Source organism: Actinoplanes sp. NPDC023714, from assembly GCF_040639855.1.
In the GTDB taxonomy this organism is placed as follows: domain Bacteria; phylum Actinomycetota; class Actinomycetes; order Mycobacteriales; family Micromonosporaceae; genus Actinoplanes.
The window spans coordinates 415,870-430,613 of the sequence record NZ_JBFAAR010000005.1; the positions used below are offsets into that span (position 1 = coordinate 415,870).

Below are 14,744 nucleotides of genomic sequence, written 5' to 3' on the forward strand. Positions count from 1 at the left end.
TCCACTCGTGGGCCGGCCCGTTTCTCATCCCCACAGCCTGGTCAGCGAGACCTTCGCCTCCAGCTCCAGGAGCCTGCGCTTGCGGTCGAGGCCGCCGCCGAAGCCGACCATCTTGCCGCCGGCCCCGACCACCCGGTGGCAGGGCACGATCACCGGGACCGGGTTGTGGTTGCACGCCGTGCCGACCGCCCGCGCCGCACCCGGGTCGCCGAGCGCCGTCGCGATGGCCCCGTACGTGACCATCTCGCCGTACGGAATCCTGGCGATCTCGGCCCAGACCGCGCGCTCGAACTCCGAGCCGCCGCGCATCTCCACCGGCACGGTGAAGCCGGTCAGCTCCCCCGCGAAGTAGGCGCGCAGCTCCTCGGTGGCACGGTGCTCCCCGGTCGGGCGCGGCTGCGCACCGAAGCGCACACCCACCACGACGTCGCCCTCGGTGACGACACCGAGCGGCCCGATCGGCGAATCGACGACGAACATGTCCCCGATTCTCCCTCGTGCAAAGTTCCCGGGCCCAGCGGCGTATCTCTATCGGGAGGTGACCGTGACCCAGTCGATCGAAGCGGAGTTCACCGCGTTCGTCGTCGCGCGCGGGCCGGCGCTGGTGCGTGTCGCATACGCGCTGACCGGCGACCAGCAGACCGCGGAGGACCTGGTGCAGGCGGCGCTGGCGAAGGCGTTCGCCCGGTGGTCGCGGATCGAGAACGATCCGGAGCCGTACGTCCGCCGGATCATCTACAACGACCGCGTCTCCTTCTGGCGCCGCCGCGGCCGGGGCCGTGAGCTGCTGATGGCCGAGTTGCCGGAGGCCGGCGCCCATCGCGGGCACGACCACGACTCGACGCTGCGCCTCGCGCTGCGGCAGGCGTTGCTGTCCCTGCCGCCCCGGCAGCGTGCCGTGCTGGTCCTGCGCTACCTGGAGGACCGCTCGGTCGAGGAGACCGCCGCGGTGCTCGGCTGCCGGCCCGGCACGGTGGCGAGCCAGTCCGCCCGCGCGCTGGCGAAGCTGCGCGACCTGGTGCCCGAGCTGAACGACGCGACCGCCGTGGAGGTGCTGCGATGATCGACGACCTGCTCCGTACCGCCGTCCGCGACCTCGCCGACGAGTCCGGCACCCCGCACGACCTGGCCGCCGCGGCCCTGGCCCGGGGCCACCGGATCCGCCGCAACCGCCGGGCCGCCACCGCCGCGGCCGCCCTCGCCGTCGTCCTGGCCGCCACCGTCCCGTTCGTGATCCGCCGGACCCCGGCCGACGAGCCCCGCCCGCTGCCCGCCGCGACGGTCACCACGGCACCGGCCCGGGAGTTCGACGAGCGGGAGACCTTCACCGGTCCCGGCGGCGCCCACCTGCTCGCCGTCATCGACCGGGCCACGGTCCGCGTGCTGGACGCGAAGAACGGCGGTTACCGGCAACTGCCGACGGCGGTCGCGAACGCCGAGCCGTCGCCGGACGGGCGGTACGCCGCCGTCCACCGCTACGACGACACCAACGTCCGGATCCTCGACCTGACCACCGGCGACTACTGGCGGCCGCCGGTGCCCGTGCCCAGCTTCGCGATGTGGTCCGAGGACGGCCGCCTGCTGCTCACCCACGACGACGGCTATTCGATCCTCGAGCCGGGCACCCGCCGGCGCAGCACCGTCACGGTCGACCCGCAGCAGATGCGGTGCATCGACTTCTGCCGGTTCACCTGGTCCGCGCTCGACACCCGCGTCGTCCTGCCGCAGGCGTCGGCCCGCGGCGAGGAGGACGCGCGGGTCGGTGGCCTCGCGGTGTTCGAGCCGGACAGCGGCGAACTGCTGCGGAACGTGCCGATCAAGGGTGATCCGGTCGGCCAGAGCTCGTGGTCGCCGGACGGGCGGCGGGTGCTCGTCCACCCGGGCGTCTCCCGAGACCAGGTCTCGATCGTCGAGGTGGAGACCCGGCGGGAGGTCGCGCACTTCACCGCGAGCTGGTCCCGGTATCTCGCCGACGGCACCGTGCTGGCTCAGCTCGGCCGCGTCCTGACCAGGTATGACGCGAACGGCGTCGTGCTCGAGAAGGTCGCGGTGCCGGCCGGGCTCCTCGGGCGGGGGCTGACTTTCGGATCCTGACCGGGACATGCAAGCTTTCCGATCCGCGGCGCGTCTGACCCGGTGGAGGTGACCGGTGAAGCAGTCGCTCGAGGACGAGTTCACCGCGTTCGTCGCGGAACGGGGGCAGTCGTTGCTCCGGATCGCGCACGCTATGACGGGGGATCGGGACGCCGCGCAGGACCTGGTGCAGGGTGCACTGGCGAAGGCGTATTCGCGCTGGCCACGCATCCACGGGGACGCGGAGGCCTACGTCCGCAAGATCCTTTACAACGACCGGATCTCGACCTGGCGCCGGCCGGGCACCCGCAACGAGGTGTTCGTGGCCGACGTGCCGGAACGCCCGTCCGCGGCACGCCACGACGAGGACGTGGCCGAGCGCCTCGCCCTGCGCGAGGCGCTGCTGTCGCTGCCCGCCCGGCAGCGTGCCGTGCTGGTGATGCGCTACCTCGAGGACCGTTCCGTCGAGGAGACCGCCGAGGCGCTCGGCTGCCGGCCCGGGACGGTGGTCAGCCAGGCCAGCCGGGCCCTCGTCAAACTCCGCGCCCTGGTCGGCCGCGCGACGCCGTTGGAGGCATCCCGATGAGGAATCTGGAGGACAACCTGCGCGACGTCGTGCTCGGCCTCGCCGACGACGCGCCCCCGCCGCACGACCTCGCCGCGATCGCCCGGTCCCGCGGCCGGGGGATCCGCCGGCGCCGGCACGCCGCCGTCGCGGTCGCCGCGGTGGCCCTGATCGGCGTGACCGTGACGCCCTACGCGGTGCTGCGCGAGGACACCGCGCCACCGCCGGTGACGGCCGTGAGCCCGACGCCCTCCACGGCACCGTCGGCGCGGGCTCTGCCGCCCTTCGACGCGCGCAAGCCCTACGAGCTGCCCGGCGGCGCGGTCGTCGTGGCGCTGAGCAGCACCGAGGAGATCGAGACGGCGACCGGCGAGGTGACCGCCGGCAGCACCCACCACGTGCTGCTCGACCGCGGCGCCGACCGGTACGCCGAGCTGCCCGGCGACTACCTCGACGTGACACCGGGGCCGCGCTCGCTCGTCGCGGTCCACGACGGCCCGGACGCGGAGCGGGAGGTCGTCCTCGTCACCGCGGACGGCGAGGTGCGCCGGCGGATCCCCTACCAGCCGGTCGGCGACCGGCCACAGTGGTCACCGGACGGCGACCGGCTGCTGATCCCGACCCTGGAGGGCTTCGCGGTCACCGGCGTGCGGGCCTCCGACGAGATCGTCACCGGCCCGCTCTCGAACTGCCCGGACTACTGCTCCCTCTCCTGGCTGCCCGGCGGCACCGAGTTCGCGGTGCCGCAGCGGGACACCTCGGTCCCGCACGACGAGGCCCTGCCGGATCCGGTCGGCCGGCTCGAGGTCCGCTCGGCCGCTACCGGCGAGGTGCTGCGCGAACTGCCGCTGGCGGGCCGGCCGCTCGGCACCCGCGGCTGGTCCCCCGACGGCAGCCGGGTCCTGCTCCGGGACCGGACCGGGACGATCGTCCTGACCGAGGTCGCGGACGGCACGAAGGTCGCCGGCCTGCCCGGCTCCGACGCCCTCTTCCTGCCGGACGGGCGGATCCTCGTCCTCGACGGCGAGTACGTGCTGCTCTGCGACGCGCGCGGCACGCAACTGGAGAAGGGGTACCTGCCGGCCGAGTTCCGGGGACTGGCCGTGCAGGTGGGGGCGCCCTAGGAGACGTGCCCGTTCGCCCGGGCCCATTTGAAGAGCTCCGCCTCGGCCTCGTCGCGATCGAGTGGCCCGCGGTCGAGGCGTAGCTCCTTCAGGAACCGCCACGCCTGACCGACGATCGGGCCCGGCGGCACCCCGAGCAGCTCCATGATCGCGTTGCCGTCCAGGTCGGGGCGCACCTTGGCGAGATCCTCCTCGGCCGCGATCCGGGCGATCCGCTCCTCGAGCGCGTCGTAGTCGGCGGCGAGCTGGGCGGCCTTGCGGCGGTTGCGGGTCGTGACGTCGGAGCGGGTGAGCTTGTGCAGCCGGGAGAGCAGCGGGCCGGCGTCCGCGACGTAGCGGCGCACCGCCGAGTCGGTCCACTCGCCCCGGCCGTACCCGTAGAAGCGCAGGTGCAGGGCGACCAGCCCGACCACCTCGGAGGTGACGTCCTTCGGGTACTTCATGGCCTTCATGCGCTGCTTCGTGAGCCGCGCGCCGACGACCTCGTGGTGGTGGAAGCTGACCCGTCCGTCCCGGCCGACCGCCTTGGTGGCCGGCTTGCCGACGTCGTGCATGAGCGCCGCCATCCGGAGCGCGAAGTCGGGGCCCTCGTCGCCCTCGAGCCGCATCGCGTTCATCACGACGATCAGCGTGTGCTCGTAGACGTCCTTGTGCTGGGCGTGCTCGTCGATCTCCAGCTTGAGCCCGGAGACCTCGGGCAGGAAGCGGTCGGCCAGCCCGGTGTCGACGAGCAGGCGCAGGCCGGCGATCGGGTCGGCGCCGACCATCAGCTTGGTGAACTCGTCCCGGATCCGCTCCGCGGTGATCCGGTCGAGGTCGGCCGCCATGTCCCGCATCGCCGCGACCACCGGCTCGTCCACAGTGAACCGCAGCTTCGCCGCGAACCGCGCGGCCCTGAGCATCCGAAGTGGATCGTCACCGAACGAGATCTGCGGTGCTGACGGCGTACGAATGATCTTGCTCGAAAGATCTTGAAGCCCGCCGAAGGGGTCGGTGAACTCGTGTCCCGGCACCGACACGGCCATCGCGTTGATCGTGAAGTCTCGCCGGGAGAGATCCTCGAGCAGCGAGTCGCCGTAGGAGACCACCGGATTGCGGGTGACCCCGTCGTACGCCTCGGCCCGGAAGGTGGTGATCTCGATCCGCAGGCCGTTCTTCTGGATGCCGATCGTGCCGAACTCCCGGCCGGTCTCCCAGATCGCGTCGGCCCACCCCTTGACCACGTCGAGCGTCTGCTCCGGCCGCGCGTCGGTGCAGAAGTCGAGGTCGTCGCCGAGGTTGCCGAGCAACGCGTCGCGGACCGAGCCGCCGACCAGGTGCAGCTCGTGGCCCGCGGCGGTGAAGCGGCGGCCGAGCTCGTCGGCGAGGGGGGACACGCGGAGCAGCTCGGCTACCGCTTTCTGCTGGGCGGAGTTCAGTACAGACATGGGGTGACCAGCCTATCTGCCTTTAGTCCGGTTAAGGGCGGTGGGTGGGGCGGTCGGAATGGCTGCTGTGGCAAAAGAGAGGAGCGCCGGGCAGGATGGCGAGGTGCCCGTTTCCGAGGCGCTGCTACCCCTGACTCAGGACCCCGGGTTCTGGACGGGACAGATCAGCGACACCGATGACCTCCCGCCCCAGCTCCGCGTGTCGTTTCCGGTGGTGGACGGCTATGCGCTGGTGCTCGAGATCGAGCTGCCGTCCGGCGATCGGACGCTCGGCCTGCGCCGCCCCTCCTCCAGCGAGCCGGTCCAGCTGGGCTGGGCGCCGGCCTCGGGTCCCTACCCGGCCGCGCTGCACTGGTGGGAGCTGGAGTCATTCGCCCGGGTGATCGCCCTGGACGATCCGCTGCTGCCGCATCCGGGTCTCGTGGTGGCCCTGCTGTCGCCGTTCGCCCCGGCCACCGCCGACGACGACGTCACGACGATCGCCGCGGTGCGCGAGGCGGCGTACCGGTCCCTGCGCCGCGAGGTGCCGCCGGCCGCGCCGTCCGGTCCCGAGCAGGCGCCGCTCCCGCTCTTCGCCGACGAACGCTGGTGGCCCGCTCCTCCGGCGCCCTCCCCGCAGGTTCTGGACGAGGCCGCGGTCGCGGCCCTGAGCGCCCCGGCCTGGGCGTCACTCCAGGTCCGTGCCGGGGGTCGCTTCCCGCACGACGATCTCTTCGATCTGGTACGCCGGAGCGCCGTGCGCATGAACCGCCTCCCCGAACAGGACTGTTACCCGCAGACCCGGTCCCTGGCCCGCCGGATCGTCGACTCCGGTGACCTGGCTCTGGTGCCGGCCCTGCTGGGCGCGCTGACCGAGGCCGGCTGCGACCACCCGACCGTGCTCGATGCGCTGAGTGAGCCTCTGGTCCCCCTGGAGGCGTGCTGGATGGTGGAGACCCTGGCCGGAGCGGAACCCGGGACCCTCCTGCGTCACCACGTGTGACGGTTGCCCTTATGGTGACTTCGATATCGGCACCTTTGTTGGAGGAGGCTCGGTGAACGGCGGTCTCTACCGCAGCACGCACGCGACGCCGGACGGGCATCCTCGGTCGGAGGACGGCGTCACCGTGATCTCGGTGGACCCCGAGGGCCCGGCCGGCGACCAGGCGCTGCCTCCGGAGCAGGTGCCGCCCGCGGCGGGGCAGAGCAGCGGCGACACCGCGGGCCAGAGCGCGATCATGGCGATCGGCTCGCTGGTGAGCCGGGTCATCGGTTTCGTCCGGAACGCCCTGATCGGCATGGCGCTCGGCGCCGGCGTCGGCGACGCGTACACGAGCGCGCAGTTCCTCCCCGGCCAGATCTACGAGCTCCTGCTCGGCGGCATCCTCTCCAGCGTGCTGATCCCGCTGCTGGTCCGGCGGCGCAAGGCCGACCCGGACGGCGGCCAGGAGTTCACCCAGAAGCTGCTCACGTTCGCGGTGACCGCGCTCGGCATCGCGACCGTGCTCGTCGTGATCGCCGCACCGGTGATCACCGCGATCCAGGCGAGCGACGGGAACACCGAGGCCTACCAGGACCTGGTCACCCACTTCGCGTACCTGATCCTGCCGATCATCTTCTTCACCGGTCTCTCCGCGCTGATCGGCGCGGTGCTGAACGTGCGCGGCCACTTCGCCGCCCCGATGTGGGCGCCGATCCTCAACAACATCGTGGTGATCGCGACCTGCGGCGTGTTCCTGGCCGCGTTCAGCGGCGACGGCGACCTCACCCCGGAGAACGTCACCCCGGCCCAGATCCTGCTGATCGGCGGCGGCACCCTGCTCGGCATGGTCGTGCAGGCCGCCGGGCTGCTGCCGGCCCTGCGCCGGGTCGGCTTCCGCTGGCGGTTCCGCTGGGACCCGCGGTCGCTCGGGCTCCGCGAGATCGGCGGCCTGGCCGGCTGGATGCTCTGCTACGTCGCGGCCAACCAGATCGCGGTCTTCGTGGTGGTCCGCATCCTCAACGAGGTGGCCGGCAAGGGCAGCGCCAGCGTCCTGGCCTTCAACAACGTCTTCCTGCTCACGATGATGGCGCACGGCATCATCGGCGTGTCGGTGATGACCGCGCTGCTGCCGAAGATGAGCGCGGCCGCGGCCGACGGCCGCTACGCCGAGGTCAGCGCCGACCTGACCCGGGGGATCAAGCTGGTCAGCGCGGCGCTAGCCCCGATCGCGGTGGTCTACGGCGTGCTCGGCACCCCGCTCTCGGTCTTCCTCTTCCAGGGCGGCAACTTCGACAACGACGCGGCACTGGACACCGGCACGGTGCTCACCGTCGCGGCGTTCGCGGTGCTGCCGCTCTCGATCAGCTATCTCTGCACCTATGCCTTCTACTCCCTGCAGGCCAACAAGACGGTCGCGCTGATCAACATCCCGGTCGTGGCGGTCCGGATCGGCGCCTACTTCCTGCTCGCCGCGGTGCTGAGCGAGTCGCTCTCGGCGGCCGGCATGACCGCCGCCAACGCGATCTCGTACGTGGTCTCCGCCGTCATCTCGCTGGCCGTGCTGCGCCGCCGGATCGGCCGGCTGAACCTCGGCTCGGTGGCGGTGTCGCTGCTGAAGGTGGCGGTCGCCGCCGCGATCGCCGCGGCGCTCGGCGTCCTCGTGGTGCGGCTGCTGCCGGGCTCCGGCGCGCCGGACGGCCGGGTCGAGGCGCTCATCCAGATGGTGGCCGGTGGCGCGGTGATCCTCGTCGCCTACCTCGGCGCGGCGCTCGCCCTGCGCATCCAGGAAATCAGTCAGGTGGTGGGGATGGTCCGCCGGAAACTGGGTCGCTGAATAACTGCCGCGCCGGGGGGACGACCTGCCCGACGCTGGCCCTGTGCGGGTATGGTCGGTGTCGGCATGTGCGCGGGAGCACGTAGTCCTGCCCACTCCAGCCACTCGACGAGCCAGCATGCACCACCGAGGGAGGACTGGTGACCCAGGTCGGCGAAGGCCACGAGACCGCGGCCGACGAGGCCGGACCGGTCTTGACCTTCGGTGCGCCCACCGCCGGTGAGATTCTGGCCGAGCGTTACCAGCTGGAGCAGCACGTCAACAACGACAGTGCCGGCCGGCAGGTGTGGCGAGGCATCGATGTCATCCTGCGGCGCCCGGTCGCCGTCGTCCTGCGGCACCCCGGTGGCACCTCCGCCACCGAGATGCTCCAGGCCGCGGTCGCGGCGAGCCGGGTGATCCACCCCAATCTGGTCGGCGTCTACGACGCCATCGACGAGCAGGAGCGGGCCTACGTGGTCCGCGAGTGGGTCGACGGCGAGTCGCTGCGCGACCTGGTCGCGGCCGAGGGTCCGCTCGACCCGGCCCGGGCCGTCGCGATCGCCCATTCGGTGGCCGACGCGCTCACCTCGGTGCACGCCACCGGCATGGTGCACGGCAACGTGCACCCCGGCACCACCCTGATCGCCGACGACGGCCGGGTCGTGCTCGCCGACGCCCGTGCCGACGCCGCGGACAGCGTCGAGTCGGACATCCGCTCGGTCGGCGGCCTGCTCTACTTCGCCCTCACCGGCCACTGGCCGCACGCCGAGGTCGGCCGGTCCGCGCTGCCTGATGCGAATCGCGACAGTTCGGGCGGCCCGTCGGCGCCCCGGCAGGTCCGGGCCGGCGTCCCGGCCTACCTCGACGACCTCACCATGGACCTGCTCGACCGCCGGGTCGCCGCGCCGGCCGCCGACGCTCTCACCGCGGAGCTGGGCCGGCTGGACGCCGCCGCCGAGGACGAGGAATACGAGGACGTCGGTCCGCTGCGCTTCGTGCAGGGCACGTCGTCGTCGGCCGAGCCGATCAAGAGCACGCCCAAGATCCTGCTCGGGGTCGGCGCGCTGGTGATCATCGCGATCATCGGCCTGATCTTCGGCATCCGCGCGATCAACAACTCGAACGACCCCGACACCGAGGCTCAGCCGCCGGTCACGGCCGGTGCCGGGCAGAACGCGGAGAACCCCGGCGAGGAGCCCGCCGCTCCGGCCGCCGACCCCAAGAAGATCGCGTTGACCGAGGACCAGGTCCGCATCGTCGACGCCCCGCCCGGCGATCGGGACGACACCGGCGAGGCAAAGTACGCGGTCGACGGCGACAAGGACACCGCCTGGGACCTCGCGTGGTACAAGACGCCCAAGTTCGGCAACCTGAAAGAGGGCATGGGCGTCCTGATCAACCTGGGCACCCCGCGCAACCTCGCCGAGGTGCGGGTGTCGACGTCGGCACCGGGTGTCGCGATGGACGTGCGCTACGGCACGAACGACCCGGGCGACAGCAGCGGCGGCGACGAGAAGCTGCTGAAGGAATACAAGAAGGTCGCCGACGCCGACGCCGAGGCCGAGAAGAGCACCGGCACCAACTGGCTGTTCTCCGGCTTCGAGCCGGACCAGAAATACCAGTACGTTCTGGTGTTCCTGACCGAGCTGCCGAAGAACGAGGACGGCCCCGGTTACAAGGTCAGCGTCAACGAGATCGAGTTGTACGGGTACTGACAGGCCCTCCCGGGAGCCGCGGTGGACTACATTGCTGGCGTGACTTCCGGGGATGTTTCATCCGGTGTGCCCGGTGCGGGCGGATCCGCGCCGAGTGACACCGAGTTGATCCGTGCCCACGTGGCCGGTGACGCCGACGCCTTCGCCGAGCTGGTCCGCCGCCACCGGGACCGGCTCTGGGCGGTCGCCCTGCGCACGGTGGGCGACCGCGAGGAGGCCGCCGACGCGCTCCAGGACGCCCTGCTGAACGCGCATCGCAACGCGGCCCGGTTCCGCGGCGACTCGGCCGTCACGACCTGGCTGCACCGGATCGTGGTGAACGCCTGCCTCGACCGCCTGCGCCGCCGCCAGGCCCACCCGACCGTCCCGCTGCCGGACGGCAACCGGGACGACGACCGCCCGTCCGGTCCGGAGCCGGCCGCGCCCGCCACCGACCACGACACCGCCCTCGTGGTGCGCGACGCGCTCGCGGCGCTGCCGGTCGAGCAGCGGGCCGCGATCGTGCTCGTCGACGTCCAGGGCTACCCGGTCGCCGAGGTGGCCGAAATGCTCGGTGTGGCGGAGGGCACGGTGAAGAGCCGATGCGCCCGTGGCCGCGCCAGAATGGCGGTGGCTCTGGGGTTCCTGCGCGGCGAGGGGAACCGGACCACCGGTGGGAACGTCCCATCCACGTCGGCGCCGGTGACTTCCCTGCCGGCCGGACACGATCGGAGGGATGAGCGGTGACGGGCGCCGAGTTCGACGGGGTCGACCTCGATCTGCTCGCCGACTACATCGGCGGCGCGTTGATCGGCACCCCCGACGACGAGCGGGTGGCGGCCCTGGTGGCCGGCGACCCGGTGTGGCGCGAGGCCTACCAGCGGCTCGCCCCCGGCATGGCGACGGTCGGCGCGATGCTGCGTGACCTGCCCGCCGAGCCGGTGCCCGACGATCTCGCGAACCGGCTCGACGCCCTCTTCTCCTCGTCATCCGTGACCACCCTCCCGGCCCAGGTGACGGCCGCCGATGCGGTCGGGGAGCAGGCTCCGCCCGTACCCTCGAAGGTCCTTGATCTTGAAGAGGCGCGGCAGGAGGCACGGCACGGACGCGCGGCAGGTCGCCGGCCACGACGGGCCGTGCGCTGGGCCGCACCCATCTCGGTGGCCGCCGGCGTGCTCGCCTTCGCCGGATTCGGACTCAGCCGGCTGAGCGGCGGCGACGCGACCGACGCCGGCTCCGGGGAGAGCGTCGCCGGTCAGGCCGCCCCCGCGATGGCCCCCGCGATCGGCGAGGTGCTGCAGAGCGGGTTCGACTACGACGCCACGACGCTGGCCCGGCCGATCGCCGGCCTGGGTGGCGCCTCGGCACCCTCCGCCTCTTCCTCTTCCTCGGACGCGCCGATGATCGCCACGGACGACTCGCGCGCCACCAAGGTGACTCCGCTGAGCCGGCTGCTCGAGCCGGGCGCGCTGGCCGACTGCCTCGAGGCGATCGCCCGGGAGAACGGCGGCGGCCCGATGACCGTCGACACCGTCGACTACGCCACCTACACCGGCGTCCCGGCCCTGATCGTGCGGTTCAGCGCGGCCAACGGCGGCTGGGCGTGGGCCGTCGGCGCAGCGTGCGGCACACCCGGCAGTGACGCCGACACCCTGGAGAAACTGCCGGTACGCTGACCGAACCGCCGGTGAGGTCCGACACGGCCCGTCCGCGGGAATGGCGAATGCCTAGCATGACGTTCTAGCGTGCAGTGTCGCCGACGTTTCGATGCGGCGAAAAACAGACTGAGGAGTCGGCAGTGGACGAGGTCCGCAATCTGATCATCATCGGTTCGGGGCCGTCCGGCTACACCGCGGCGCTCTATGCGGCGCGGGCGAACCTCAAGCCGCTGGTGATCGAGGGCGTCCAGTCCGGCGGCGCGCTGATGACCACCACCGAGGTGGAGAACTTCCCGGGTCACCGCGACGGCATCATGGGCCCCGAGCTCATGGACAACATGCGCGCGCAGGCCGAGAAGTTCGGCGCCGAGTTCATCACCGACGACGTCACCCGGGTGGAGCTCGGCGACAAGCCGACCGAGCCGGGCACCGAGGGCCTCAAGACCGTCTGGGTCGGTGAGAAGCAATACTTCGCCCGTGCCGTGATCCTCGCGACCGGGTCGGCGTGGCGCCCGATCGGTGTCCCCGGCGAGCAGGAGCTGCTCGGCCGCGGCGTCTCGTCCTGCGCTACCTGTGACGGCTTCTTCTTCCGCAACCAGCACATCGTCGTGGTCGGCGGTGGCGACTCGGCGATGGAGGAGGCGACCTTCCTGACCCGCTTCGCCGAGACCGTGACGATCGTGCACCGGCGCGACACGTTCCGGGCCAGCAAGGTCATGCAGAAGCGCGCGCTCGACAACGAGAAGATCAAGGTCGAGTGGAACTCGGTGGTCGAGGAGATCCTCGGCGAGGACGGCAAGGTCAGCGGCGCCCGGATCCGCAACGTGCAGAGCGGCGAGACCAAGGTCCTCGACGTCACCGGCGTGTTCGTGGCGATCGGCCACGACCCGCGCAGCGAGCTCTTCAAGGGTCAGGTCGAGCTGGACGACGAGGGCTACGTGAAGGTGGACTCGCCCAGCACCCGGACCAACGTCCCCGGCGTGTTCGCCGCCGGCGACCTGGTCGACCACACGTACCGGCAGGCCATCACCGCTTCCGGCACCGGCTGTGCCGCGGCGCTGGACGCCGAGCGCTTCATCGCTTCATTCGTAGAGCTGTAAGACCGGGAGGGTCCTCGTGAAGGTCGTCACCGAACAGACATTCGCCGCCGACGTGCTGCAGTCCGACAAGCCGGTGCTTGTCGACTTCTGGGCCGAGTGGTGTGTGCCGTGCAAGAAGGTCGACCCGCTGCTCGCCGAGATCGCCGACTCGGAGCTGGGCTCGCAGGTGGAGATCGTGAAGGTCAACATCGACGAGAACCCGCAGATCGCCATGCAGTACCAGGTGATGTCGGTGCCGACCCTGACCATCTTCAAGGGTGGCGAGCGGGTCAACTCGGTGGCCGGCGCGAAGCCGAAGAGCTTCCTGGTCAACTTCATCGAATCGGCTCTCTGACGTTCGCCTCTGCGCCCCGCGTCCCCACTGGGATGCGGGGCGTACGCTCTTTCTCGCCCGTCCCTCGCCCCTAGGGAGTTCCTCAGTGCGGTCAATCCGACGCGGAGACACTGGTCCTGCCGTTGCCGAGATCCGGTCGATCCTGGCCGGGCTGGAGCTGCTCGCCGAGGCCGAACCGGACGTCTTCGACGAGGCGCTGGTCGACGCGGTCCGCGCGTTCCAGCAGGGCCGCGGGCTCGGCGTGGACGGGATGGTCGGCGACGAGACCTGGGGCGCGCTCGACGCGGCCCGCTGGCGGCTCGGCTCCCGGACGCTCTTCCACTCGGTCCCCGACCCGCTGGTCGGCGAGGACGTGCGGACGCTCCAGGAACGACTGCTCGAGATGGGCTACGACACCGGCCGCCCCGACGCGATCTACGGCGCCCGCACCGCCCGCGCCGTGGCGCAGTTCCAGCGCGAGGTCGGCCTCTCCCCGGACGGCTCGTGCGGCCCGCAGACCATGAAGGCGCTGCAGCGGCTCGGCCGCAAGGTCGTCGGCGGCCGCCCGCAGTGGCTGCGCGAGGCCGAGGCGTTCCGCCAGTCCGGCCCCAACCTGGTCGGCAAGACGATCGTGATCGACCCGGGCCACGGCGGCGGCGACGACACCGGCGTGGTCGTGCCGGACGGCCCGCTGCGGTGGAACGAGGCCGATCTCGTCTTCGACCTGGCGTCCCGGCTCGAGGGCCGGCTCGCCGCGGCCGGCATGCGGGTGCACCTGACCCGCGGGCCGTCGCCGGCCGCCCCGATGAGCGGAGCCGAGCGGGCCGCGCTCGCCAACAGCCTCGGCGCCGACCTGCTGATCTCGCTGCACCTCGACGGGCTCGCGTCCGAGGACGCTCAGGGCGTCGCCACCTACCACTACGGCACCGGGAACGGCCTGAGCTCCACGGTCGGCGAGCGCCTGGCGAACCTGGTGCAGCGCGAGATCGTAGTGCGCACCGGCCTGCACGACTGCCGCACCCACGCGAAGACCTGGGACCTGCTCCGGCTCACCCGGATGCCCACGGTCCGGGTCGACCTCGGATACCTGACCTCGCCGCACGACCGGGAGCGCCTGATCGACCCGATGTTCCGGGAGCAGATCGTGGAGGCGCTGCTCGCCGCCGTGCAGCGGATGTATTTCCCGGTGGAGCGCGACGTGCCGACCGGCTCGATCGACGTGCGCCAGCTGCGCCTGGCCCTGGCCGACCGGGCCTAGGTCTAGTTCTCCATCGAGCTGGTGGCCGGCAGCGGCCGCAGCAGCTTCTCCGGGCTCATCGAGCCGAGCAGCTTCTCCAGCGCGTATTCCACGTCGGACTTCCAGGACAGGGCCGTCCGCAGCTCCAGCCGCAGGCGCGGGTAGCGGGGGTGCGGGCGGACCGTCTTGAAGCCCACCGACAGGAAGAAGTCGGTCGGGGCCACGCACGTGCCGGCGCGCTCCTCGTCCTCGTCGGCCTCGCCCGCCTTCGCGTCGCCGAACGCCTCGATCGCCTTGATCCCGCGCTTCGTCAGATCACGCGCGACGCCCTGCACCAGCATCCGGCCCAGACCGCCGCCGGCGAACGCGGGCACCACCTTCGCGGTGGTCAGCAGTGCGGCGTCGGCACTCACCGGCGAGGTCGGGAACGCCATGGAGCGGGGGACGTAGGCCGGGGGTGCGTACATGACGAAGCCGGCCGGCATGCCGTCGACGTAGGCCAGCTTGCCGCAGGAACCCCACTCGAGGAGCGTCTGCGAGACCCAGGCCTCCTTCTCGAGACCGGGGTCTCCGGTGGCGCAGGCCCGCTCGGCCGAGACCGGATCGAGTTCCCAGTAGACGCACTGCCGGCAGGGCCGGGGCAGGTCCTCGAGGGTGTCGAGGGTGAGATTGACCAGGCGCCGCGACATGGCGAACCCCCTGCACGGAGACCGGGACGGATGGAAACGCCCGCTCGCGCCCCCCGGCGAATCCTACGCCGGAATCACCATGAACGG

General features: G+C 71.8%; 15 protein-coding genes. 12 read left to right on the plus strand and 3 right to left on the minus strand.

Going from position 1 to position 14,744, the window contains the following annotated elements; genetic code table 11:
* Positions 1–24: 24 nt before the first annotated feature.
* The gene (locus tag AB0G10_RS24680; protein WP_360926008.1) at positions 25–480 is read right to left on the minus strand and encodes a methylated-DNA--[protein]-cysteine S-methyltransferase; all 456 of its coding nucleotides are present in this window, start codon (positions 478–480) and stop codon (positions 25–27) included.
* A gap of 64 nt (positions 481–544) precedes the next feature.
* Here AB0G10_RS24680 and AB0G10_RS24685 point away from each other — a divergent pair, with 64 nt between their 5' ends.
* The 4 genes from AB0G10_RS24685 to AB0G10_RS24700 are packed head-to-tail and all read left to right on the plus strand — an operon-like array spanning position 545 to position 3,762.
* A complete protein-coding gene (locus tag AB0G10_RS24685) occupies positions 545–1,063 on the plus strand; it encodes a SigE family RNA polymerase sigma factor (protein ID WP_360926011.1) in 519 nt (172 codons plus the stop codon).
* A complete protein-coding gene (locus AB0G10_RS24690) occupies positions 1,060–2,094 on the plus strand; it encodes a hypothetical protein (protein WP_360926014.1) in 1,035 nt (344 codons plus the stop codon). Before AB0G10_RS24685 ends, AB0G10_RS24690 begins: the two co-directional genes overlap by 4 nt.
* Before the next feature lie 55 nt (positions 2,095–2,149).
* Positions 2,150–2,659: a SigE family RNA polymerase sigma factor gene (locus tag AB0G10_RS24695; RefSeq protein ID WP_360926017.1), complete on the plus strand. Its 510-nt coding sequence runs from the start codon at positions 2,150–2,152 to the stop codon at positions 2,657–2,659.
* Positions 2,656–3,762, plus strand: coding sequence for a hypothetical protein (locus tag AB0G10_RS24700; RefSeq protein ID WP_360926020.1), 1,107 nt, complete (start codon positions 2,656–2,658; stop codon positions 3,760–3,762). Before AB0G10_RS24695 ends, AB0G10_RS24700 begins: the two co-directional genes overlap by 4 nt.
* On the opposite strand, the gene AB0G10_RS24705 is transcribed toward AB0G10_RS24700, so the two are convergent.
* Positions 3,759–5,189, minus strand: a complete 1,431-nt coding sequence (locus tag AB0G10_RS24705; protein ID WP_360926023.1) for a CCA tRNA nucleotidyltransferase — start codon at positions 5,187–5,189, stop codon at positions 3,759–3,761. The genes AB0G10_RS24700 and AB0G10_RS24705 overlap by 4 nt on opposite strands.
* Before the next feature lie 103 nt (positions 5,190–5,292).
* Here AB0G10_RS24705 and AB0G10_RS24710 point away from each other — a divergent pair, with 103 nt between their 5' ends.
* The 8 genes from AB0G10_RS24710 to AB0G10_RS24745 all read left to right on the plus strand — a co-directional run bounded on the left by AB0G10_RS24710 (position 5,293) and on the right by AB0G10_RS24745 (position 13,989).
* Positions 5,293–6,171, plus strand: a complete 879-nt coding sequence (locus AB0G10_RS24710) for a hypothetical protein (protein ID WP_360926026.1) — start codon at positions 5,293–5,295, stop codon at positions 6,169–6,171.
* Positions 6,172–6,223: 52 nt separating this feature from the next.
* The gene (gene murJ / locus AB0G10_RS24715) at positions 6,224–7,984 is read left to right on the plus strand and encodes a murein biosynthesis integral membrane protein MurJ (RefSeq protein WP_360926029.1); all 1,761 of its coding nucleotides are present in this window, start codon (positions 6,224–6,226) and stop codon (positions 7,982–7,984) included.
* Positions 7,985–8,124: 140 nt separating this feature from the next.
* Positions 8,125–9,681 (plus strand): protein kinase family protein, encoded by a 1,557-nt coding sequence (locus AB0G10_RS24720; protein ID WP_360926032.1) that lies wholly within the window; start codon positions 8,125–8,127, stop codon positions 9,679–9,681.
* Positions 9,682–9,720: 39 nt separating this feature from the next.
* A complete protein-coding gene (sigM, locus tag AB0G10_RS24725) occupies positions 9,721–10,407 on the plus strand; it encodes an RNA polymerase sigma factor SigM (RefSeq protein ID WP_360926035.1) in 687 nt (228 codons plus the stop codon).
* The gene (locus AB0G10_RS24730) at positions 10,404–11,336 is read left to right on the plus strand and encodes a hypothetical protein (protein WP_360926038.1); all 933 of its coding nucleotides are present in this window, start codon (positions 10,404–10,406) and stop codon (positions 11,334–11,336) included. Before sigM ends, AB0G10_RS24730 begins: the two co-directional genes overlap by 4 nt.
* A 122-nt stretch (positions 11,337–11,458) precedes the next feature.
* Positions 11,459–12,418: a thioredoxin-disulfide reductase gene (gene trxB / locus AB0G10_RS24735; protein WP_360926041.1), complete on the plus strand. Its 960-nt coding sequence runs from the start codon at positions 11,459–11,461 to the stop codon at positions 12,416–12,418.
* Positions 12,419–12,434: 16 nt separating this feature from the next.
* Complete coding sequence (gene trxA, locus AB0G10_RS24740; protein WP_014448213.1) at positions 12,435–12,752, plus strand: thioredoxin; 318 nt, start codon at positions 12,435–12,437, stop codon at positions 12,750–12,752.
* A gap of 85 nt (positions 12,753–12,837) precedes the next feature.
* Positions 12,838–13,989, plus strand: coding sequence for an N-acetylmuramoyl-L-alanine amidase (locus AB0G10_RS24745; RefSeq protein ID WP_360926044.1), 1,152 nt, complete (start codon positions 12,838–12,840; stop codon positions 13,987–13,989).
* Between the two features lie 2 nt (positions 13,990–13,991).
* On the opposite strand, the gene AB0G10_RS24750 is transcribed toward AB0G10_RS24745, so the two are convergent.
* Complete coding sequence (locus AB0G10_RS24750) at positions 13,992–14,657, minus strand: GNAT family N-acetyltransferase (RefSeq protein ID WP_360926047.1); 666 nt, start codon at positions 14,655–14,657, stop codon at positions 13,992–13,994.
* Positions 14,658–14,744 lie beyond the last annotated feature (87 nt).